General features: G+C 42.5%; 22 protein-coding genes. 10 read left to right on the forward strand and 12 right to left on the reverse strand.

The features are described 5' to 3' along the window. The first annotated feature begins 94 nt into the window (after positions 1–94). Both G5B43_RS15125 and G5B43_RS15130 read left to right on the forward strand, forming a co-directional pair. Positions 95–949: a helix-turn-helix domain-containing protein gene (locus G5B43_RS15125; protein ID WP_165295638.1), complete on the forward strand. Its 855-nt coding sequence runs from the start codon at positions 95–97 to the stop codon at positions 947–949. A gap of 131 nt (positions 950–1,080) precedes the next feature. After that, a complete protein-coding gene (locus G5B43_RS15130) occupies positions 1,081–1,383 on the forward strand; it encodes a DUF983 domain-containing protein (RefSeq protein ID WP_317167528.1) in 303 nt (100 codons plus the stop codon). Positions 1,384–1,420: 37 nt separating this feature from the next. Here G5B43_RS15130 and galE read toward each other — a convergent pair whose 3' ends face one another. Beyond that, a complete protein-coding gene (gene galE, locus G5B43_RS15135; protein ID WP_165295640.1) occupies positions 1,421–2,449 on the reverse strand; it encodes a UDP-glucose 4-epimerase GalE in 1,029 nt (342 codons plus the stop codon). Further along, on the reverse strand, positions 2,446–3,441 hold the full coding sequence (locus G5B43_RS15140; protein ID WP_165295641.1) for a UDP-glucuronic acid decarboxylase family protein: 996 nt from the start codon (positions 3,439–3,441) through the stop codon (positions 2,446–2,448). Before G5B43_RS15140 ends, galE begins: the two co-directional genes overlap by 4 nt. A gap of 122 nt (positions 3,442–3,563) precedes the next feature. Here G5B43_RS15140 and G5B43_RS15145 point away from each other — a divergent pair, with 122 nt between their 5' ends. Next, on the forward strand, positions 3,564–4,811 hold the full coding sequence (locus tag G5B43_RS15145; protein WP_165295642.1) for a 3-deoxy-D-manno-octulosonic acid transferase: 1,248 nt from the start codon (positions 3,564–3,566) through the stop codon (positions 4,809–4,811). Between the two features lie 87 nt (positions 4,812–4,898). On the opposite strand, the gene G5B43_RS15150 is transcribed toward G5B43_RS15145, so the two are convergent. The 5 genes from G5B43_RS15150 to G5B43_RS15170 all read right to left on the reverse strand — a co-directional run bounded on the left by G5B43_RS15150 (position 4,899) and on the right by G5B43_RS15170 (position 11,483). Further along, positions 4,899–6,341, reverse strand: a complete 1,443-nt coding sequence (locus G5B43_RS15150; RefSeq protein ID WP_165295643.1) for a glyceraldehyde-3-phosphate dehydrogenase — start codon at positions 6,339–6,341, stop codon at positions 4,899–4,901. Positions 6,342–6,491: 150 nt separating this feature from the next. Continuing rightward, positions 6,492–7,631, reverse strand: a complete 1,140-nt coding sequence (gene hemW / locus G5B43_RS15155; protein WP_165295644.1) for a radical SAM family heme chaperone HemW — start codon at positions 7,629–7,631, stop codon at positions 6,492–6,494. Between the two features lie 11 nt (positions 7,632–7,642). Next, positions 7,643–9,505: a M1 family metallopeptidase gene (locus G5B43_RS15160; RefSeq protein WP_165295645.1), complete on the reverse strand. Its 1,863-nt coding sequence runs from the start codon at positions 9,503–9,505 to the stop codon at positions 7,643–7,645. A 5-nt stretch (positions 9,506–9,510) separates the two neighbouring features. Continuing rightward, positions 9,511–10,005, reverse strand: a complete 495-nt coding sequence (locus G5B43_RS15165; protein ID WP_165295646.1) for a hypothetical protein — start codon at positions 10,003–10,005, stop codon at positions 9,511–9,513. 14 nt (positions 10,006–10,019) lie between these two features. After that, complete coding sequence (locus G5B43_RS15170) at positions 10,020–11,483, reverse strand: WG repeat-containing protein (RefSeq protein WP_165295647.1); 1,464 nt, start codon at positions 11,481–11,483, stop codon at positions 10,020–10,022. Between the two features lie 78 nt (positions 11,484–11,561). On the opposite strand from G5B43_RS15170, the gene pepT reads away from it, so the two are divergent. The 6 genes from pepT (at position 11,562) to G5B43_RS15200 (ending at position 17,222) form a co-directional block, all read left to right on the forward strand. Then, complete coding sequence (pepT, locus tag G5B43_RS15175) at positions 11,562–12,830, forward strand: peptidase T (protein ID WP_165295648.1); 1,269 nt, start codon at positions 11,562–11,564, stop codon at positions 12,828–12,830. A gap of 61 nt (positions 12,831–12,891) precedes the next feature. Then, on the forward strand, positions 12,892–13,455 hold the full coding sequence (locus G5B43_RS15180; RefSeq protein WP_240904881.1) for a nitroreductase: 564 nt from the start codon (positions 12,892–12,894) through the stop codon (positions 13,453–13,455). Between the two features lie 83 nt (positions 13,456–13,538). Further along, the gene (locus G5B43_RS15185; RefSeq protein WP_165295650.1) at positions 13,539–14,015 is read left to right on the forward strand and encodes a copper resistance protein NlpE; all 477 of its coding nucleotides are present in this window, start codon (positions 13,539–13,541) and stop codon (positions 14,013–14,015) included. 78 nt (positions 14,016–14,093) lie between these two features. Then, positions 14,094–15,308: an MFS transporter gene (locus tag G5B43_RS15190; protein ID WP_206367379.1), complete on the forward strand. Its 1,215-nt coding sequence runs from the start codon at positions 14,094–14,096 to the stop codon at positions 15,306–15,308. A gap of 12 nt (positions 15,309–15,320) precedes the next feature. Further along, positions 15,321–16,109 (forward strand): hypothetical protein, encoded by a 789-nt coding sequence (locus G5B43_RS15195; RefSeq protein WP_165295651.1) that lies wholly within the window; start codon positions 15,321–15,323, stop codon positions 16,107–16,109. A gap of 3 nt (positions 16,110–16,112) precedes the next feature. Then, positions 16,113–17,222: a toxic anion resistance protein gene (locus G5B43_RS15200; RefSeq protein WP_165295652.1), complete on the forward strand. Its 1,110-nt coding sequence runs from the start codon at positions 16,113–16,115 to the stop codon at positions 17,220–17,222. 405 nt (positions 17,223–17,627) lie between these two features. Here the strand turns inward: G5B43_RS15200 and G5B43_RS15205 are convergent, their stop codons facing one another. The 5 genes from G5B43_RS15205 to G5B43_RS19555 form a co-directional block, all read right to left on the reverse strand. Next, positions 17,628–18,161, reverse strand: coding sequence for a fumarate hydratase (locus G5B43_RS15205; protein ID WP_317167529.1), 534 nt, complete (start codon positions 18,159–18,161; stop codon positions 17,628–17,630). Between the two features lie 4 nt (positions 18,162–18,165). After that, complete coding sequence (gene fumC / locus G5B43_RS15210) at positions 18,166–19,563, reverse strand: class II fumarate hydratase (RefSeq protein WP_165295653.1); 1,398 nt, start codon at positions 19,561–19,563, stop codon at positions 18,166–18,168. 207 nt (positions 19,564–19,770) lie between these two features. Further along, positions 19,771–20,007 (reverse strand): hypothetical protein, encoded by a 237-nt coding sequence (locus G5B43_RS19270; protein WP_206367380.1) that lies wholly within the window; start codon positions 20,005–20,007, stop codon positions 19,771–19,773. Further along, positions 19,995–20,408, reverse strand: a complete 414-nt coding sequence (locus G5B43_RS19550; protein WP_206367381.1) for an ATP-binding protein — start codon at positions 20,406–20,408, stop codon at positions 19,995–19,997. Before G5B43_RS19550 ends, G5B43_RS19270 begins: the two co-directional genes overlap by 13 nt. Continuing rightward, complete coding sequence (locus G5B43_RS19555; protein ID WP_206367382.1) at positions 20,383–20,667, reverse strand: AAA family ATPase; 285 nt, start codon at positions 20,665–20,667, stop codon at positions 20,383–20,385. Before G5B43_RS19555 ends, G5B43_RS19550 begins: the two co-directional genes overlap by 26 nt. A gap of 426 nt (positions 20,668–21,093) precedes the next feature. Between G5B43_RS19555 and G5B43_RS15220 the strand changes: the two genes are divergently transcribed. Continuing rightward, the gene (locus G5B43_RS15220) at positions 21,094–21,564 is read left to right on the forward strand and encodes an outer membrane beta-barrel protein (protein ID WP_165295654.1); all 471 of its coding nucleotides are present in this window, start codon (positions 21,094–21,096) and stop codon (positions 21,562–21,564) included. Positions 21,565–21,572 lie beyond the last annotated feature (8 nt).

The following is a 21,572-nucleotide window of genomic DNA, read 5'->3' on the forward strand; positions in this document are numbered from 1 at the left end:
TAACTCTTTGAGCTTAAACCTATATTAAGTAAAAAACACCATTAAAACCTGTAATTCTACCATTGTTTATGGAAATATCACTATATCTTTGTATATGATTTCAAAAGTTCCTGTCATAGAGCAATGTACCGTTTCGGAAAATGTCCAACAAGGTATTATGGTAGAGGATTTAGCAGGATATTTAGCCCGAAATGAAAAATTGGTTTTTCCCCATCGCCATAATTTCTACCATTTGTTACTCTTTACAAAAGGGGGAGGGAAGCATACCATCGATTTTGAAACGTTTGAGATTGTGCCTTGGCAGATTTATTTTATGTCACCCGGTCAAATACACACCTGGTCTTTCGAAGGAGAGATGGATGGCTATGTCGTTAATTTCGATAAGGATTTTTTTAAAACCTTCTTGCTTCGTCCGGATTATATCGGGTCTTTTTCTTTTTTCTCGGGATTGGTACGGGATGAGGTATTTATGGTGAAGAGCGCAGAACGGGAATTGATTGTAGATACATTTCAGCGTTTGCAAACATACATGCGCGATGTGGATTTTGCGCGTATTGCACTGTTGTATATCTTCTATCTGCTGGAAAAGCAACGCGATCTACCTGTGGCATTGCGAGACGATGTATACAATCATACCTTATTGCGTAACTTCCTGAATTTGATCGAGCTGAATTATAAATCATTGCGATTGCCAAAAGATTACGCGGCATTATTGTACATCACGCCGAACCACCTCAATGCACTGTGCCGAGAAACATTAGGCTCATCTGCTGGCGAGATTATCCGGCAGCGGGTGCTACTAGAAGCAAAGCGCTTGTTGGCGATTAAAGATTATGGAATATCAGAGATTGCTTACGAACTCAATTTTAACGACAACTCCTACTTTACGAAGTTCTTTAAAAAGGGGGAAGGGTCAACACCAGAAGAATTTAGAAAAAAACATATTTAATTCGTGCATAAATGGAAAATAACAACGCGTATACGATTAGCAAATTTAAAGCTGCAATGCAATGTAAGTGTCCCCGCTGTCGGACAGGTAAAGTTTTTGAAGGAGGCATGTTTCGTTTGAAAGGACAGAAAATGAATAAACATTGTCCACATTGTGGATTGAAGTTTGAAATGGAACCCGGATTTTTCTATGTTGCCATGTTTGTTAGTTATGCACTTAACGTGGCGGAATTTGTAACGGTTTGCATCGCCGTATCTATACTCTCTGGCGGTTCGGAATCACCATGGCTTTATTTGACAGCATGTTTATTAACAGCTATTATACTAGCCGGAGTTAACTTCAGATATTCCCGGATTATACAACTCTATTGGTTGACACCTAATCTGCGATTCAATGATAAATATTATGGCGAGGCCTACAAGAAGCAAGCATAGGGCAGGAGGCGTGGAGACCGCTCCCCGCCCTATTTCCTTACCCAATTGGATTTTCTTGCAAATACTTTTCCCATTTCCATGCCGATGCCATCATCTCGTCAATACCTAACTCCGCTCTCCAGCCTAGCTGCTCGGACGACTTTGTTACATCGCCCCAAACTTTGATGATATCTCCGTGACGACGAGGTCCTACTACGTAGTTAAGCTTCTGTCCGGATACTTTTTCAAAAGCTGCAATAGCTTCTAACACGGAATAACCATTTCCGGTGCCCACATTGAATACATCATAGTTGCCGTTGGGGTTACCTTTTTCCAATAAACGGATGGCGGCCACGTGAGCTTTGGCTAAATCCACTACGTGGATGTAGTCGCGGATACAAGAACCATCAGGCGTGTCGTAATCGCCGCCGAAGACGGTTAATTTTTCCCGTTTGCCACTCGCTGTTTGGGTAATGAAAGGCAAAAGATTTTGTGGAACGCCAATGGGAAGTTCGCCAATCAACGCAGATACATGCGCGCCAACCGGATTGAAATAACGCAGCGCAATGATATTATAATTGTCGTAAGCGCCAGCCGTTTCTTCCAATATTTCCTCAGCAATTTGCTTGGTATTGCCATAAGGTGAAGCTGCTTTTTTCACTGGAGCGGATTCGGTCACCGGTAGCGTATCTGGCTCACCATATACCGTACAGCTGGAAGAAAAGACAAAGTTGATATTCTTGCCTTGGTAGGCGTTCAGGAGATTAATTAACGAGAAGAAATTGTTATGGTAATATTTCAGTGGTTTCTCTACGGATTCTCCGACCGCTTTCGAGGCGGCAAAATGAATGATGCCGGTAATATCTGGATTTTCTTGAACAAAAGCTCTTACATCAGCTTCGTTACATAAATCAAACTGATGAAATTCCGGTCGAACACCAATAATCTTGTCTATCTGATCCAAAATTTGGATATTCGAGTTGGATAAGTTGTCAATAATAACCGGTGTATAACCAGCATTGTGTAATTCTACTACCGTGTGAGAGCCGATATACCCGGTTCCCCCAGTTACTAAGATTTTGCTCATTGTTCTTGATTATAATATGTGAATTTTTTTTGTTCTAACTCTTCTGGAGGTAATAGTTTGTAGTAATTTATCGTCTGAAGCAAACCTTCTTGACGATTCACCGCGGGATCCCAGCTCAAAACCTGATTTGCTTTACGGATATCCGGACGCCGCTGCTTCGGATCATCTATGGGCAACGGTACATAACGGATTTTAGATTGGTTTCCTGTTAAGCTGATGATTTCCTTTGCCATATCGTTTATGGTCAGTTCATCGGGATTGCCAATATTCATCGGTTGTGCGTAATCTGAGAGCAATAGCCTGAATATGCCTTCAATTTGGTCTGACACGTAGCAAAAAGAACGTGTCTGGTTCCCGTCTCCAAAAACGGTGAGGTCTTCACCCCGTAAGGCCTGCGAGATAAAAGTGGGTAATGCACGTCCATCATTTAGGCGCATGCGGGGGCCATATGTATTAAAAATCCGGACGATACGCGTTTCTAAACCGTGAAAATTGTGGTAAGCCATTGTCATCGCTTCCTGAAAGCGTTTCGCTTCATCGTATACACCCCGAGGCCCTACCGGATTGACGTTCCCCCAGTATTCTTCGGATTGTGGTGAAACTAATGGATCGCCATACACCTCCGAGGTCGATGCAACCAAAATACGGGCGCGTTTGCTCTTGGCTAATCCTAAAAGATTGTGTGTGCCCAACGAACCTACTTTTAAGGTTTGGATCGGAATACGTAAATAATCCACAGGACTTGCCGGAGATGCAAAGTGTAGGATATAATCTAATTTTCCCGGAACATGTACAAATTTAGAAACGTCATGGTGATAAAACTCGAAATTGGAAAGCTTGAACAGATGCTCTATGTTACGGAGATCACCTGTAATCATATTGTCCATACCGATAACATCGAAATCTTCGGTCAGAAAGCGGTCGCATAAGTGCGAGCCTAGAAAACCGGCGGCGCCTGTTATGAGTATACGTTTCTTTTTCTGTTTAGCCACGAACCATTATAATGAATAAAGTTTTAATATCTTTGACGAATATAAGCATATTTTCCTCTGTAACATTTTTTCTTGTTGGCAGAGGAGAGCAAAATAAATAAATTTATTTAGGTTTTATCAACATGCGTCTTCTCTACGACATAGGAATAGGCCTTTACACCATACTGCTAAGCTTACTCTCGCCATTTCATAAAAAGGCCAGATTGTGGGTGGATGGGCGTAAAAGGCTATTCGATCGCATCGAACAATCGATTGAAAAAGACGCCAAGCCGATATGGTTCCATTTTGCATCGCTGGGCGAGTTCGAACAAGGAAGATCCGTAATGGAAGCCATAAAAAAGAAATATCCGGATGAAAAAATAGTGATTACGTTTTTTTCGCCATCGGGGTATGAAATCCGAAAAAACACACCTTTAGCAGACTATGTGTTTTATCTGCCTACAGATACGGCAGCCCACGCCCGAGACTTTTTGGATATCGTGAAACCCAAATTTGCGGTCTTCACCAAATATGAGTACTGGTATCATTATTTCCGCGAACTTAATAGACGTACTATCCCTTTATTCGTTATCTCTGCAATATTTCGGGAAGGACAGATATTCTTTAAATGGTACGGTGGATTCTTTCGCGGGATATTGAAACACGTTCGTTTTTTCTTTGCTCAGAATACGGATTCGGTACTTTGGTTGAGAGCTATTCATATCAGACAAGCAGGGCTCGCCGGGGATACACGATTTGATAGAGTGGTCGAACTACCTAAACAACGTCGTACCATATCGGAAGTGGAACAATTTCTAGGCGATCATGCACAAGTGTTGGTGGCTGGGAGCACGTGGGCACCCGACGAACGTTTATTAGCCGAATTATTGGCTACCCAAAAGGGTTGGAAAATGATACTTGCTCCGCATGAAATTCACGAAGCCCATTTGCAGGAGATTAAACAGTTGTTTCCCCAAGCATTGTTTTTCTCTCGTTTTGCTGAGTACACAACGTTTGAAATAGCAAAAGCGTCGGTCTTAGTCATCGATAATATCGGGATGCTCTCGTCACTGTATGGTTATGGCCAGTTCGCCTATATTGGAGGTGGCTTTGGCGTAGGAATTCATAATACATTAGAGGCAGCAACTTACGGTATCCCTGTTATCTTCGGGCCTAATTATACACGTTTCCAGGAGGCGGTGGATCTGATAGCGGTTGGAAGCGGTTTTCAAGTGGGGAATGCGAAAGAACTGCGGCGTGTTGTGCAGTTGTTGTCCAGCGGAGAGCAGCGAACGAACGCTGGGGAAGCAGCGCAAAGATATGTACAAGAAAAAGCAGGAGCTACGCAGATTATTATGAAGTATTTGGAGACGGAGAAGTTGATCGGGTAATGTAATATAAAAAGAAACCTACCCGTGGAATGCGGGCAGGTATTCTCGTCAGATTAGACTACACTAATAGATAAAAACTGAAAGACTTTAATAGTAACTATATTGTCTGACTCCCGCTTGGTATTTAGCCAGTCGCATAACCTGGTTTACGTAGCCGTATTCATTATCATACCAGACATAGATAACCACATTTTTGCCGTTAGCGGATACAATAGTGGCTGGCGCATCGATTACTGCAGCAGCGGTAGTGCCCACAATGTCCACAGATACTAATTCCGGATTATTTTCATATTTGATCTGCTCGATCAGTGGCCCTGTTAATGCGGCATTTAATAGGATATTGTGAATACGCTCGGTGGTGCACGCCTGTTGGACTTCCAATTGTAATATGGCCAGCGAGCCATTTGGGATCGGTACCCGGACTGCATTAGATGTCAGCTTGCCAGCGAGTGAGGGTAATACTTTTGATACAGCAGTACCCGCCCCAGTTTCTGTAATGACCATATTCAAAGCTGCGGCACGTCCGCGACGATATTTTTTGTGAATATTGTCAACGAGGTTCTGATCATTCGTGTAAGCATGTATGGTTTCTACGTGACCGGCGGTTATACCTAGTTTTTTATCAATGACAGTCAACACAGGCGAAATTGCATTTGTCGTACAGGAGGCTGCGGAACATATGGTGGTTTCGCCCGGCGAGATCTCATTTTCGTTGATACCGTAGACAATATTGGGTATACCTTTTCCTGGAGCTGTCAGCAGCACCTGACTGACTCCTTTCGCCTCTAAATGACGTTCCAGTTCCCGTTGCTCCCGAAAAGCTCCCGTGTTGTCTATGACGAGTGCATTTTGGATGCCACAAACGGTATAGTCAATATACTCTGGAGCATTAGCAGATAATACATAGACGGTGATGCCATTGATTACAAGGGCGTTATTTTCATCATCGATGTCGACAGTACCTTCGAAATCTCCGTGAATAGAATCTCGTTTTAACAAATTAGCGCGTTTCGTTAAACTGGCGGTATTTATTTTTTCACGTACCACAATAGCGCGAAGTCGCAGCTGTTTGCCATCTCCGGTGGTGTTTATAAGTTCTCTAGCCAACAGTCGTCCGATACGTCCAAAGCCATACAGCACAACATCCTTGGCCGGGAAAGGCCGATGTCGTACAGCCGAGGCTAGCCGCTTGCGGACAAATAAGTAGATAGAATCTTCGCTGCCTTTTCGAAAATCCATGGTTAGCGTCCCCAGGTCAATAGTAGCAGGAGGGAGCTCCATTTCTTGGATAATTTCCGCTACTTCCAGCACCTCGGAAACATCCAGTTTTATGCCTGTTAAAATAGCATTATGACTGTGGAGATGGAGAAGCGAGCTAGGACGTTGATGTAGGATCTTATTTCGAAATAAAACGAGTTCAACCCCTTGATTGATCCAGAGATCGCTGACGATTTCAGCGAGACGAGCAGCAGCATTCTGCTGTTGTTGGTAACTTTTGATTTCCTGCTCAAAAGTAGTGAATGGTACCATAATTTATCGTTATAGATGATTACGGTACAAACATATTAAATGTTCTATATAAAACGGCATGAATTTGAAAAAATGGTAAAAATAAAACGATTATTGACCTGTATTTTTACAATTTTATAAAAATATCCTTAAAATTTGTTGTTTTGTAAATTATAGGCGGTTTTGTGGAATAATAAAAAGTTCCGATGCAATAAAGTCAGCGATTAACTTTCCTTTTGCTGTCAGTTTAAAAAAGCGTCCTTGTACGCTCTCAACATGTTGTTGTTCGACAAAAGGAGCAATCTGCGTATGGAGCTGTTGTGTCATTTCGTTGCTGAAATCATGTGTGATTTTCTCTAGGTCAATCCCCCACATCGTTCGTAAAGACGTCATGACATACTCATTAAATTGATCTTCGCGAGATAGGTTCTCTGTTTCATAAACCGGTTTTTCCGTTGTTATGCCCTCGATATAACGTGCGTTGTTTGCGATGTTCCAGCTTCTCGATTTTCCATCGAACGAATGTGCCGAGGGGCCTATGCCAAGATAATGCTTGCCTTGCCAATACGCGGTATTATGTTTGGCGTATTGTCCATTTTTAGCAAAGTTTGATATTTCATAATGTGCAAATCCATTTTGAGTTAAGGTCTCGATAAGCATGTTCATTTGTTCGGCACTTTGCGGTTCCTGCATAGGAGGCGTCTTTCCATTATGGATGAAATGCGCGAGAGCCGTTTTCTGTTCTACGGTCATGGCATACGAAGAGATATGCGGGATATCAACTGCCAACAGCTTTTCCATGTTGGATCTCCATTTGGCATTTGTCAGTAAGGGATAGCCATAGATTAGGTCGGCGGTGATGTTCTCAAAACCTGCATCTTGTACTCGTTTTATAGATGACTCGGCTTCTGACGCATTGTGTGCCCTATTCATCCAACGTAAATCTTCTTCATAGAAAGATTGTATGCCGATACTAAAACGGTTAACGGAGGTGCGCCGTAACGCTTGCACTTTTGTTTTATCCAAATCGTCGGGATTTGCCTCCAACGTGATTTCAGCGTGGTTGGCAATTTCAAAATGCGCCGCAACGGTATCTATAAGACGTTGGATTTCTCCTGCTGTTAGCAAAGAAGGCGTACCGCCACCAAAATAAATGGATGGTATGGTCTTGTCCGCCAGATAATGCGAACGTAACGCTACTTCTTTTTGTAGAGCTTGTAGCAATTCTTCCTTATATTTCAACGATGTGCTGAAGTGGAAGTCACAATAATGGCAGGCTTGTTTACAGAACGGGATATGAAAGTAGATCATGTCCGTAATTTCTATCTCACCCAACTATTATCCATCGATTCCACATCGGCCAAGCGCAATGATGGATCTATCTGCACCTTGACCGGCTTCTTATTTATCGGCAACGTATAGCTCGGTTTTGTCCAGAACCAATCTTCCAATACGGTACGCTTCACGCCCTCGTATATAGAAAAAGTTTCTGCAGGTTTTTCACCGCGCATTTCGCGTAGTGGGATATAGAAAAGTTCTTTCGTACCGTCCTCATATTCCACTAACAGATCAATTGGCATGGCAAGATTCGACTTATTCACTAATATGATTTCCTCGTCAGTGACATTTTCTACGGCATAATCGATCTTACGTGTCGTGTTCACAAATAGATTGAAGTACCATTTTAGGTTGATGCCGGAGATTTCTTCCGCTACACGTTTAAAGTCATTCGGAGTAGGGTGCTTGAACTTCCAGAGCTCGTAAAACTCCAAAAATGTTTTATCCAAATTTTGCTGACCGATAATATAGCCCAGTTGTTGGGCAAGAACCTGTCCTTTATTATACGCCTGTTGGGTATACCCATAGTTGGTGTCGTAATAATCAGCCAATAAACTCATAGGCTCTTCTTTGCCAGATAAGGCCAATTTGTAGTAGGCTCGATAAGCGTTGATGACTGGGTTGCTATCTAAGCTTCCTCTTTTTTCGAACAAACTTTGGAAGCCCAATTCCTCTATATAACTGGTGAATCCTTCGTCAAACCATTCGTCTACCGTTTCGTTGATTCCGAATAGATGTTGGTACCACGAATGAGCAGCCTCGTGGAAAATAACGCCTACCAAACTTTTGATACTGCGTCCACCTGTCACCAAGGTTGCCGTGCCATATTCCATACCACCGTCACCCCCTTGCACGATAGTATATGTAGGCCAAGGATACGCACCGAAACGTTCGGCACAAAAATCAAAAAACTCCGTAGCCAATCCTTGAGCCATTTTCCAGTTTTCCTTCACCTGCTTATTCGTTGGCAGGTATACGGTATACACCGTTACCCCACCTTTACTTTTGGCCGAATCGACGACAAACTTAGGGTCGGCTGCCCAGGCGAAATCATGTATGTTCTCAGCTTTGAAGTTCCAAGTAGCTTTTCCGTTGGAAGAATTTACTTTTGCTTTTTTGTCGTATCCTTTTACTTCCGTTGGGTTTTGTAATACACCGGAACTTCCGACAACATAATCCTTGTTGAGGTGCAGGGTTACATCAAAATTACCAAAGGGCGCAATAAATTCACGGGCAACATATTCATCTAAGTGCCAGCCAAACTCATCGAAGTGTGCCATCTTGGGGTACCATTGCGTCATGGATAACGCTACGCCTTCTTTGGAATTTCGGCCGCTACGGCGTATTTGTTCGGGTACTTGGGCTTCCCAGCTCATGTCGAACGTCGTTGTTTCTCCATGTTGAATGGGCGTAGGCAAAGTAACTTCCAGTATGGTGCCGTCTTCTTTAAAAGTCGTGGGCTGTCCGTTCATGGTGAGCGATTGTATACGTTGATAACCGATTTGTTCCGGTGTCAATGTTGCAATTCGACTCTGGATCTTCGGAGTTTCGGTTGTGCCAATATTGGAGGTCATCCGCGGATCAGGATCAGCGATGTTGGCTAACCGGTAATCCATCATGCTTCCCGGTTGGAACGCGTTAAAATATAGGTGGAAGTATACTTTTTCAAGTGCTTGATTGGAATTGTTGGTGTAGTTCAAAGTCATTTTTCCTTGGTACCGATAATTCTTTTCATCAACGTCAATATTCATTTTGTAATCCACCCCTTGTTGCCAATAGCCCTCCCTTTGTGCAAATAGGGCAGTATGGAAAAGCGTTAAAAACAGTAAAAGTGATTTTGTCTTCATATCATCTACATATAATAATATTCGATGCCCTCTTGTTTTATGGCGTGAACAAGCGCATCGAGGTCGTCGGCTTTTTCAAATAACTTATTGCGCCAATACCTTTTTGGTGTTTTGTCTTTCCTAAAGAAAAACAACATCAGATTGCCGCCCGATCGTGGCACATTGCGGAGGTATTTAATATCGTTCAACGGAAAAGAATCCGCTTGTTGATTCTTAAATTGTATCATGATCTTTCCGTCTTGTATGGTCCACACCGAATCGTTTTTGCTCCATCTGGTGCTACAGAAAATCAGTAACGGCAGGCTTACCAACACAACGAGAATCTTAGCGATTTCGGATATAGGAAGTCGGGAAGCGATCGCAGTTACCAAGCAAACTCCGGCTAAAAGGAGCAGCATATATCTCCCGCGATGTAGTGTCGCTATATGGAAAGACTTGATCGTCATGCTCCAAAAATAAGAAAGAGCGGCCATATAGCCGCCCTTTTGGTTAAATATCACGAGTTATTTACGGATTATTCCGTTTCCTCCATCTGCACATACTCCCCTTTGGTGTTGATATACAACACATCGTCATCATCGGTTTCGTTAATCGCCGCTATACCACCATAAAATGGTGTAGCGTATTCATATTTAAAAGGAATGGCTATTTTTCCATCTTTGGTAATGTAGCCATACTTATTGTCTTGAAGCGCTACTACCAGGTCATCCTCATTTGCCAGCAGTAGGTAATCGTGTCCTGTTGTGGTCTTTTGCTGCGATTGTATATCCACGACATAATAACGCTCGTTCTCGATGATGATGACGTGGCTTTCGTCATATTCCATGATGGTTTCGAAAACTGCAGGTAAAACGATTTTGCCATCTAGATCTATTAATCCCGTCTTACCATCTTCGGAAAATAACGCGTAATCTTTTGAAAAGAACGAAATATGGTCATATTGAGCGGGAATAAGAGTTTCTTGGTTATAATCCATGACCCCCGTTTTACCGTCTATAGAGAAGAATATAACCTCAAGTTCAGGATCCAGAGCTAAGTACTCCCACGTACAGGGAACAACTTCCTGTCCGTTTGTATCAATAATGCCATATTGGAAATCCGGGTTTGTGACAATGGCGCGTGTCCCTATAAATTCATTGATGGAAGCGTATTTTGGTTCCACGATGACCTGTTGGCTGTTATCCCGGATACCGATAAGGTGGCTTGTGGAATCCTGGAATGCATATAAATCATGGCCTAGCGGCATATCAAAGAAACTGAGGGCATAAATATTCTCTTGTAACGTATAGTCTTCGGGAATTTCGAAGAGCGATGGGTCAAAATCAATTTCATTTACGGCACTGGCTTCGATGCCGATTCCGAAAGCACCAATATACAACGCTGCGCCGGGAATATTTTTGAGATAAGCATATTCTCCCCAGTATAAGGAAGGGAGGCTTTCATTATACCAGATTTCCAGTTTTGTGTCTTCTGTGAGAGCGGCATCAAATTCATCCGAATCAAATTCTAAAACGGCCAACTTACACGGTAAGCCAGCTATGGTCTTGCTAGTGTCCGCAACAAAACGTATAGGCAAATCAGCTGTGCTCGTAACGGCGATGTCGTCCTCAGTTTCATGGATATTCACTTTATCCGTTGCATCGGTAGTTTTGGTATACGCCTGCATAGAAGGGTGGAGGATATACGAATCTTCTGTGTTGCGGTTGGTAATTTGGATCTGGTTGGTCTGCGTGATACCTTGCGTTTCCACCCGGATAAAATTTTGGTTTACCCAAGCTTGCACTTGTGGTGTGTCATCCTCAACGAATGCCGCTGCCAGTGCTGATAACAAGGCAAGAGAATTGTCTTCGGTTGTGTCAGCTTGCGTAAGTGTTTCTGAAGAAAGCGCGAGTTTATAGTCAATTTTAAAAAGCTTTTCCTGTGAAAAAACAGTCGAAAAAGAGAAACTCAATAGTAAAGCGAATATACTTCTGTACATAGATGTTGTGTAATTAGGCTGCAAATTTGAGAAAAAACTGTAAAACTTTCTACCTTTGAATGATAATTACAAGTTTGTATGATTTATTTTGACATAAATAAGGTAAGCGATTTTCAAGTGGTGGAACGTTTTATACGTTACGTTCAGATTGATACGGAATCCGACCCCCACGCGACTTCCTTTCCTTCTACGGAAAAGCAAAAGGACTTGAGTAGACTTTTAGTGTCGGAGTTGCAACAAATGGGAATAACGGATGCCCATCTCGACGAATACGGCTATGTTTATGCAACTATTCCGTCGAATACAGATAAAGAAGTCCCGGTTATATGTTTCTGCTCCCATGTGGACACTTCACCGGATTGTTCGGGAAAAGATGTGAAACCGCTTATACACACGGATTATCAGGGGCAAGATATTGTATTGCCGGATGATCCGTCTGTCATTATTAAATATAACGAGCACCCCGATCTGCGACATCAATTAGGTCATGATATAATTACAGCCAGCGGTACCACGTTGCTTGGGGCAGATGATAAAGCCGGCGTGGCGGAGATTATGGATGCCACACGTTTGTTGATGGATCATCCCGAGATAAAGCACGGTGAAATCAAGTTATTGTTTACGCCTGATGAAGAAGTAGGACAAGGTGTTGAATATGTGGACTTAAAAAAATTAGGTGCGCAGTTTGGCTATACGATAGATGGAGAAAAAGCAGGAACCATCGAAGACGAGACGTTTTCGGCAGATGGTGTGCGTGTCATTATTCACGGCATATCCGTGCATCCCGGTTTTGCCAAGGGAAAAATGGTTAGTGCGCTGAAGGTGGCGGCCGATATTATCGCAGATTTACCAAAAGAGAAATTGTCGCCGGAAACAACGGTAGAGAAAGAAGGATTTATCCATCCAACCGAAATGAAGGGAGGCGTAGATAAAGCAGAAATCAATTTTATCATCAGAGATCACCATACAGCTAAATTGGCAGAGTATGAAGACATACTGCAACGTATCATAGAAAATGTGGTGGCAAGCTATCCGGGCGTATCTTATGCCTTCGATGTTAAAGAACAGTATCGGAATATGAAAGAGGTTCTCGATCAGCATCCGGAGATTATGGAGGTTGGTTTGGAAGCTATTAAACGGGTCGGACTTGCACCCGAGCGGAGGAGTATACGTGGTGGTACGGATGGATCGCGGCTTTCGTTTATGGGGCTGCCCTGTCCAAATGTATTTGCAGGCGGACACGCCTTCCATGGTAAAATGGAATGGATCAGTAAGCAGGATATGGAAAAAGCGGTGTTGACCATCTTGCATATTGCCCGTATTTGGGAAGAAAGAAGTGGAAAATGAGTGATGGATTATAAGTGATGAATTAGATAATGAATAACAAGTAATGAGTAACGAAAAAAACATGAACAACGAAGTACTAAGAGCTATTCATAGCAGAAGAACAATAAACCAGAATAGTTTTACCAGTGAAGATATTTCCAAAGAAGATATTCTTACTATTTTGGAAGCAGCGAATGTTGCGCCTACTCACAAGCGTACGCAGCCGTGGCGTTTTGTGATATTTCAAAAGGATGGATTAAATCGTTTAGGCGCGGAGCTCGGCCGGATTTATAAAGAAATCACCCCATCCGAAAAATATACAGAACTGGCGGAACAAAATATGGCAAAGAAAGCGACGATGTCTAATGTGGCGATCGCTATTATTGTGAATTACACAGGTGAACTTCCCGAATGGGAAGAATTGGCAGCGACAGCTTGTGCTGTGCAAAATATGTGGTTAGCGGCACATTCACTCCGTATTGGGGGCTATTGGGCCTCCCCGGGTCTTATTAATCACTTAGGATCATTCTTGAACTTAGAAGACAATCAACGATGTGTTGGTCTTTTCTATATGGGACATCATAACAGTGAGCCGCGTGAACCGGTCCGTTCTCCCATCGAGGAGAAAATTCGCTGGGAACGGTAAGGTGTGTTTAAAAGGGACATAGACAACCTCCACGCAATCTAGGAATGGCAGGCAATTTGTTATTCAAGAGAAAAAAAGAAGTTATGAAACACTTATTTTATATCGTGTTGGCAGTATTTGCTTTTTCTGCCTGCACATCGCCTAATAACTCGCAAACGAATTCGGAAGAATTAAGAGACTCGTTGGAAGACCAAATGGTGTCCAGGCCTTTGGAAACGGAAAACCCCGATCCGGCACATAATTCCCAAAACTCCGTCGATTGGACGGGAACCTACGAAGCAACTTTACCGTGCGCAGATTGCCCTGGTATTAAAACAGTGCTGGTGCTCCGTGAAGATGAAACATTTCAAATGCATAGCGAATATTTGGAAAGAGATACCGAATTTGAGGACGAAGGAAAATTTGAATGGCAAAATAGCGGCTCTGTCGTACATTTGAAGGGAAAAGATACGAATGTTAAGCTTAAAGTGGGGGAAAATATTTTGTTCCAGTTAGATCAAGAAGGTAATGAAATTACAGGAGACTTGGCGGAGCATTATATCTATAAAAAACAGCAATAACAAACGGCAAATTTACAAAGGAAGAGCCTGCATACATTGCGGGCTTTTCTTTTATTGGTTAAGTTTGCTTCCAATAGAATGAAAAATAGACAAGTCGATATGCAGAAAACACGGCTAACACCAGCTATATTGTGGTTGATGGCCGTTCTATCCGGCCTGGTCGTGGCCAATAACTATTACAATCAGCCTCTTTTGGGGCTGATTGCTACGGACTTTCAGGTAAGCGAAAGTAGTGTGAGTAAAATTGCGGTGTTGACCCAGATAGGATACGCTTGCGGATTACTATTCATCGTGCCGTTGGGAGATAAGCTTTGGCGAAAGAAATTGATTCTGGTGGATTTGGGGCTGGTTATTCTGGCGTTGCTGTTTATGGCGTTTACCCGACAGCTGATGGGTCTTTTTGTAGCTAGTTTCTTTATCGGAGTTACCTCCGTGATTCCGCAGCTATTTGTGCCGATGGCAGCGGAGCTTTCCAGTCCGGAGAAAAAGTCAGTTAACATTGGTATGGTTATGTCTGGGTTGCTGATCGGGATATTATTATCTCGTTTTTTCAGCGGCGTAGTCGGTGAGCTGTGGGGTTGGCGGACGATGTTTGAAATAGCGGCGGGTATGATGATACTTGCCTGGCTGCTTGTATATCGCTACCTGCCGGAATTACCACCTAATTTTGAGGGATCTTACGGCTCATTGATGCAATCGGTATGGCAACTGGCGAAAACCCAACCCGTCCTGCAACTCGCATCGTTCCGTGGAGCAATGGGTTTTGGCGCCATGTCTGCCGTTTTCACAACACTTGTCTTCCATATGGAAGGGGACCCGTTTAATGCGGGTTCATCGGTAGTAGGAGGGTTTGGTTTGATTGGTGCTGTAGGCGCTTTGGCAGCAGTTTTTGTTGGAAGATTGGCCCAACGATTTACCCGATACCAATTGATTTATTACTCGCTGTTTATATTATTGCTAAGCTGGTTGTTTATCTTTTTTGGAGGATATACCTATTGGGGATTGATTATGGGTATTATTTTGATTGATCTGGGACTGCAGAGTTCGCATATCATGAATCAGTCTGATTTTTTTGCTTTGCCTACCAATGCTACTAATCGGCTAAACACGGTTTACATGGTCAGCTATTTTATTGGAGGGTCTTTAGGAACCTATCTGGGTGCTGTAGGTTGGCAATATGCCGGTTGGACAGGCGTGTGTTTAGTCGGCGCGACTTTCAGTGTTTTAGCTTTTGGTGCACATATTTTGTTAGGGAGGGGGAGATTAAAAAAACAAATTTTTAATGAAAAATAAGTAAATTGCAACATGGGATTTGCAACGAAGAAACCAAAACGCTGGGAACTGCGACAGTTAACATGGACATTCATATCCATTGCCATGTTCATTCCTTTTCCAGTGCATATCTTCCCTTTCGTCATGTTATCCCAAGCCCAAAAAAGCAAGATCCGTTCCTGGTATGCTACAGGTATTGCACTATTGATGGTGGAACTGGCGTTGTTCGCTTCGTTCGTTTACTTTTTTGGCGCGATCTCGCAAGGCATGCTCTTGACACTCGGGGGGTATGTAACTTCTTATATTGTCGGAAATGGCTTACTATTGAATCGAGCGAAACCCTATCTACAGCGTTTGGAGTTGGCAGAAGTGCGTCCGTTGGCCTGGATTCCGACAGCGTCGTCCCGAAATAGATTACAACAATTGCCTCAAGCGACGTTGGATACACCTCAACTTTTTATTGAGAGGCTATTGTACTGGCGTAAAGCAATCAATAATCGGGCAATACATCAGAATATCGATAAGATCATCCACCTTTTTCATTTGTTGGAGCAACGCGATAAAATCGAAGCGGAGAAATTCCTTGTTAGACATTCTACGGTCGTCAATGTATTAATGAAGTACGATGAAATTGAAAATTCAAGGCTTAATAACCAGGTGGCGATAGAATCCAAAAAGAAATTGGAAGAAGTAATTGCGAAAGCGGCAATAGCTATCGAACAGGAAGTGACCAATCAGTTTAAAGCGGGCATTTTAGACGTGTCAGCCGAAACAGATGTATATATACAGACATTAAAAAATAGGAACCTATTAAAAGATTAACTTATGGCAAATCTAGATTTGACAACATACGGCGATAGCGAAGAAAATAAAAAAGGCCAGGACGTATCGGTAAATTTCTCCGATGAAGATAAAGCCGTGATAAAGCAATATAAAGATAAAATCAACTTGACATCAACTACGGACGTAATCCAGTACGGTGTCGGGAGCCAAACGAAAGTCAGTAATTTTTCCAATGAAATACTGAAGCAGGTACGCACCAAAGATATGGGGGGAGCAGAGGATATCTTGTTGAACCTACGGTCGGACATAAAATCCTTTGATGAAAACCTCAATAAAAAACCCTTAATTCCTTTTTTTGACAATCTGAAGAAAAAAGTAAAACGCATGCGCACCGAATATCAATCGGTCGAAAAGAATATTCACCAGATTGAATTGAAGCTGGAGGGGCACTATAAGAATTTGGCAAAAGATGTCAATATATTCGATAAGCTTTTTGTGGAGAACCAAAATTATTTTAAGGAGCTATCACTTTACATAGCGGCGGGAGAGGAGAAGTTGCAGGAAGTCCATTCAGTTACGTTGCCAGCGTTAAAAGCGGAAGCGGAAGCGTCCGGTGACCAACATAAAGTACAAGCGTACAAGGATATGGAACAACACGTGGTGCGCTTCGAACGCAAAATCCACGATCTAAAACTTACGCGTATGGTGGTACTCCAAACCGCACCACAGATCAGACTGATACAAAACAACAGTTCCGCGTTAATGGAAAAGATTCAGTCGTCACTTGTGAACACCATTCCTTTATGGAAAAACCAGATGGTGCTGACGTTAGGTATTGCCCATTCGCAACGCGCGCTGGAAGCTCAAAAAGCGGTTACAGATGCGACCAACGAGTTACTTCGACGTAATTCGGAGATGCTGAAGGAATCGACGATTAACATTGCGAAAGAAACAGAGCGCGGCATCGTCGATATAGAAACGATCAAAAAAGCGAACCAAGATATCGTTTCCACGATTGATCAAGTGCTCCAGATACAACGTGAAGGAAGAGAGAAACGCAAGGTCGTCGAGCAGGAATTACTGCAATCCGAAAATGAGCTGAAGACACATATACTAAAGTCTGCTACGGATGAGAATAATTTATTAACGTAGTTTTACGTTCTTTTTTCCCTCAAAAAAGAACCAAAAAAATCGTCGCTTCAGATATTTGAAATTAGGGATAGTACTAAGGATGAAATTCTACATACTTCAAATATCTGGATGCGACATTAAGTGGTTAAGGAGGGGTTGTACAATACGTATGACGTGTTCCTATGTCCGTTTAGTAATACTATGAGAAGATAATACCAATGTAGACACCCTAAGCCCACGGTACGTGGGCTATAATCGACATCGTATCGTTCCGCGGCCAGCTTTTCGCAGGTTATTTCGAAAAGAACAAAATTTGTTTGACCGAAGGGAGTTTATTTTGTTCCGAAATAAACAAGAAAAGGTAGCGGAATTATACAAGTCGTGATCTTTTGCTTCTTTTCCATCTAGGGAAAAGAAGAAGAAAAATCAATCTTCCCATCTTTTTTTGGGAACACACTTAATACCATGTGTTTTCCGCAATATGATAGGCCGTTGATCAAAACGGCTTTCTAGCACGAGAGAATCCGTGTCATGGTAGGCCACACGGTAGCGGGGTAGGTAGGTTCCGGTTTTATAACAGCCGGAAGTTTTGTATTTGCCATTCGGTTTGGTGTAGATGCCTTCACCTATTAAACTATCGCCACGGATGACATATACACCTCTTGCATATTCCGTCCATTCTCCGTCTTTGTAACAGGAATCCGGGATCCGTTGCATTTTAGCATGTACACGCATGGTGGTATAGACGGAGTCACATACAAATTTAAATTCATGCAACGTGTAGTCCATCATTTGCGATTGGTGGGGAATACTGTCCTGCATCCATACACCTTGCAGATAATCTGCCCCTTCGGATTGCATTTCCGAATGGCGTACACAGCTGCTGACAAAAAGAAGCATGCCTACCATCGTAGATAGACATGCAAACAGTCTATATTTTACCAATAAAAGTACAATCACTTCTTTATTTTAAGCTTCCCACCATGTCCTCTGGTTTCACCCATTCATCAAATTGCTCAGCTGTTACATAGCCTAAAGCAATGGCTGTTTCTTTAAGGGTGGAATTGTTTTTATGGGCTGTTTGTGCGATTTCTGCTGCTTTGTAATAACCGATTTTTGTGTTGAGCGCCGTGACGAGCATCAAGGAATTATCGACAAGTTCTTTGATACGCGCATAATTAGGCTCGATACCTACGGCACAGTGTTCCTCAAAAGATATACAAGCATCTCCGATAAGACGTGCCGACTGTAAAAAGTTGGCCGCCATAAGCGGTTTGAATACATTCAGCTCGTAATGTCCTTGTGTACCTCCGATAGTGATGGCGACATCATTTCCCATCACCTGTGCCGCTACCATCGTGAGTGCTTCACATTGGGTTGGGTTCACTTTTCCTGGCATAATAGAAGAGCCCGGTTCGTTTTCCGGAATCAGGATTTCGCCAATACCCGAACGAGGGCCAGAAGCTAGCATACGAATGTCATTTGCAATTTTATTCAAGGAAACCGCAAGTTGTTTAAGTGCACCGTGCGTTTCCACGATAGCATCGTGTGCAGCTAGCGCCTCAAATTTGTTCGGAGCCGTAACGAAAGGTAGTCCTGTAAACTCAGCAATATATTTGGCTACGACAACATCATAACCCACAGGGGTATTCAGTCCGGTTCCTACCGCTGTACCACCCAAGGCCAGTTCAGCTAAGTGAGCCAATGTATTTTTTAGCGCTTTTAGTCCATGATTGAGCTGCGCGACATAACCCGAAAGTTCCTGGCCAAGTGTCAATGGCGTAGCATCCATTAAGTGCGTGCGGCCTATCTTGACGACGTTCATAAATTCTTCGGATTTACGTTGCAGTGTGTCTCGTAATTTTTCCACACCGGGAATCGTTACTTCCATTACCGCTTTATAGGCCGCAATGTGCATTCCTGTGGGAAATGTATCGTTAGAAGATTGTGATTTATTGACATCGTCGTTCGCTTTTAGGATAGGTTCGCCTTCACCAATTTTGCCTCCGGCCAATACCTGTGCACGATTAGCGACTACTTCGTTGACATTCATATTGGATTGTGTACCCGAACCGGTTTGCCAGATCACCAAAGGGAACTGGTCGTCGAGCTTGCCAGCTAAGATTTCATCACAGACTGCACCGATAGCATCGCGTTTCTCTACGGGTAAAACGCCTAACTCGTGATTAGCAAAAGCCGCCGCTTTTTTCAAATAGGCAAAACCTTCGATAATCTCTTTTGGCATAGACGCTGCCGGACCAATTTTAAAATTGTTGCGTGAACGTTCGGTTTGTGCTCCCCAATATTTATCCGCAGGGACCTGAACTTCACCCATGGTATCTTTTTCTATCCTAAATGACATAGTGTTAATTAAAAAGTTAAATTAAAAATATCGGTCTCCTTTCTGTCATCCCGACGCTAGGAGGGATCTTCTGGAAACACATTAACCAGCTCTAGCCAGTTGTACGACAAAGTTAAGGAAACTTATAGGAAAAAGGAATAGCGGACTTTCTAAAAGCAAAGCTTGTTCTTAAAAAAACGCATATGCGGAAATATAGACATATATGCGTTAATACAGAAAGCCGAAAAGCCACAACGGAACGCGGTTACCGATGCCTGCCTCCGTGTCGTCCATAGCGATATAGGCATCGGTTGTATTTTTAATTTGTTTTTGCGTCTTGTTTTTTTCTCCAATTTCAAAAGTCTGTATTTCGTCCACTAAAAAATCTCCTGCGAAACCCAATTCGATCTTATGGCCGGCATTTCGCAGTTGATTGAAAAAAAATGTCTCCCTTACACTCCCCATTTTGGGCTGTTGCTGAATTTCATGCCAAAATCAGCGGAATTTCCCGAATTTGCAAAAGGAAAATAACCACTGTTTAGATATTCTTTAAAAAGTGGCAACACCTTGATTTCGGCAGTTATCTGTTTTGTTGCTTCTCCCTGATGGTGGAGAATATCGGCAAGTTTCAGTACCTTAAAATCATAATCATAATTTATGTATAGAAACTCTCGAAAAGACATTCCATGCAGGAATTGCGTCACTAAGCGACGGCTCAGATCCGATTCTCCCCTATACAGATCCAACGCAGACGAACTTGTAAACAACACTTGCATTTTGGGAAATCCGTCATAGATAAGCTTTAATTCTCTCGACCAGTTTGGATATTTATGCACTTCGTCAATCAGCAGCAATTCGCCCCCCATAACTGTGCCATTGTGAAGCTAACCCAAATAGACTTTCCGTGTAAAAATAAGGGTGGTCTGCAGTTACATACAGCCCCTTTTCCTGATGCGGATAAGTGTATGCTAAATATTGCAGCAATAGCGTTGTTTTTCCTATCCCTCGTAACCCCTTTATACCCAAAAGCCGTTCATTCGTTTTTAGTTGATCATATAGATAACGGAACTTATTATTGCTCAATTGAGCCAATAGATTGTTTTGGAATGAAATCAATTCTTGCATGATATTGCTTTGAGTTCAAAGCAAAAGTGAGGATATATTGGCTTATAATCAAATCAATATCGAAAAATATCAAGGATTATTTTTCTCAAAAGTAATCTCACTCAGTTGTTTTTAAACTGTTTATATTACTTCCAATCTCGTGAACATTGAATTTAATTGCCATCGTATTGAAATAGGATTTGTTATTAGTTGTTTGTTAGTATAATCCCTGAAAGTCAATTTCAATAGAGAATAAATGGTTTTAATATCATTTTATAGAATTATAAGTTAAAAATGTTAAAGATGCTGGTACCCTATTGTTTTTAGGCTATTTTCGTGAGCATCAGTAATTTGTTAAACTTTAATATTTCGATTATGAACAAACACTACTTATTTTTATTGCTGCTTTTCTGCATGACGTTGTCGGGTGTGCAGGCATAGTCTTTTATGCATCCTAAAAAGCATAATTTCAGTATCGGACCAATAGCAGGTTACGATTACGATATCAAAGGTCCAACCTATGGTGGAGGATTAATGTATGAATTTCGCCCGTTTAAGAACGTCGGGTTTACAGCCGGATTTAATTATGAACAAACAAGGAAAGATTTTACGGAATCCAGCCTTGGGGACGAGACGTTACGCCACGAGGTATACGCGCTTCATGTCGGGGCGAGATATTATATCGGTGATTTTTATCTTGGCGGTGCATTAGGCGCGGGACACGATAGAGGGACGTTCAGGCAAGAAGATGGAGTTACGCGCAGTGGAGGGAGTGTTTATAGCTTATACAAAAGCATTGGCGCCGGGTATCAGATTCCGCTACGGAACCAAGATGCCATCGAGATAGAAGCAGGAACATTCGGAACCTCAAATTCTATGAAAGTTGGTGGAACGGTAAGGTATAAGTTTAGGAGATAGGTTTAGAT

The organism is Sphingobacterium sp. SGR-19 (assembly GCF_011043555.1).
Classification (GTDB): Bacteria; Bacteroidota; Bacteroidia; order Sphingobacteriales; family Sphingobacteriaceae; genus Sphingobacterium.

Excerpts from the sequence above, each read along its gene's own strand:
- G5B43_RS15190 (WP_206367379.1), top strand. The coding sequence starts at position 14,094 with ATGAAAAATAGACAAGTCGATATGCAGAAAACACGGCTAACACCAGCT.
- G5B43_RS15125 (WP_165295638.1), top strand. The coding sequence starts at position 95 with ATGATTTCAAAAGTTCCTGTCATAGAGCAATGTACCGTTTCGGAAAAT.
- fumC (WP_165295653.1), bottom strand. The coding sequence starts at position 19,563 with ATGTCATTTAGGATAGAAAAAGATACCATGGGTGAAGTTCAGGTCCCT.
- G5B43_RS15185 (WP_165295650.1), top strand. The coding sequence starts at position 13,539 with ATGAAACACTTATTTTATATCGTGTTGGCAGTATTTGCTTTTTCTGCC.
- G5B43_RS19555 (WP_206367382.1), bottom strand. The coding sequence starts at position 20,667 with ATGCAAGAATTGATTTCATTCCAAAACAATCTATTGGCTCAATTGAGC.
- G5B43_RS15130 (WP_317167528.1), top strand. The coding sequence starts at position 1,081 with ATGAATAAACATTGTCCACATTGTGGATTGAAGTTTGAAATGGAACCC.
- galE (WP_165295640.1), bottom strand. The coding sequence starts at position 2,449 with ATGAGCAAAATCTTAGTAACTGGGGGAACCGGGTATATCGGCTCTCAC.
- G5B43_RS15145 (WP_165295642.1), top strand. The coding sequence starts at position 3,564 with ATGCGTCTTCTCTACGACATAGGAATAGGCCTTTACACCATACTGCTA.
- G5B43_RS15160 (WP_165295645.1), bottom strand. The coding sequence starts at position 9,505 with ATGAAGACAAAATCACTTTTACTGTTTTTAACGCTTTTCCATACTGCC.
- G5B43_RS15220 (WP_165295654.1), top strand. The coding sequence starts at position 21,094 with ATGCATCCTAAAAAGCATAATTTCAGTATCGGACCAATAGCAGGTTAC.
- G5B43_RS15170 (WP_165295647.1), bottom strand. The coding sequence starts at position 11,483 with ATGTACAGAAGTATATTCGCTTTACTATTGAGTTTCTCTTTTTCGACT.
- G5B43_RS15195 (WP_165295651.1), top strand. The coding sequence starts at position 15,321 with ATGGGATTTGCAACGAAGAAACCAAAACGCTGGGAACTGCGACAGTTA.
- G5B43_RS15150 (WP_165295643.1), bottom strand. The coding sequence starts at position 6,341 with ATGGTACCATTCACTACTTTTGAGCAGGAAATCAAAAGTTACCAACAA.
- G5B43_RS15180 (WP_240904881.1), top strand. The coding sequence starts at position 12,892 with ATGAACAACGAAGTACTAAGAGCTATTCATAGCAGAAGAACAATAAAC.
- G5B43_RS19270 (WP_206367380.1), bottom strand. The coding sequence starts at position 20,007 with ATGGGGAGTGTAAGGGAGACATTTTTTTTCAATCAACTGCGAAATGCC.
- G5B43_RS15200 (WP_165295652.1), top strand. The coding sequence starts at position 16,113 with ATGGCAAATCTAGATTTGACAACATACGGCGATAGCGAAGAAAATAAA.
- G5B43_RS19550 (WP_206367381.1), bottom strand. The coding sequence starts at position 20,408 with ATGGGGGGCGAATTGCTGCTGATTGACGAAGTGCATAAATATCCAAAC.
- hemW (WP_165295644.1), bottom strand. The coding sequence starts at position 7,631 with ATGATCTACTTTCATATCCCGTTCTGTAAACAAGCCTGCCATTATTGT.
- pepT (WP_165295648.1), top strand. The coding sequence starts at position 11,562 with ATGATTTATTTTGACATAAATAAGGTAAGCGATTTTCAAGTGGTGGAA.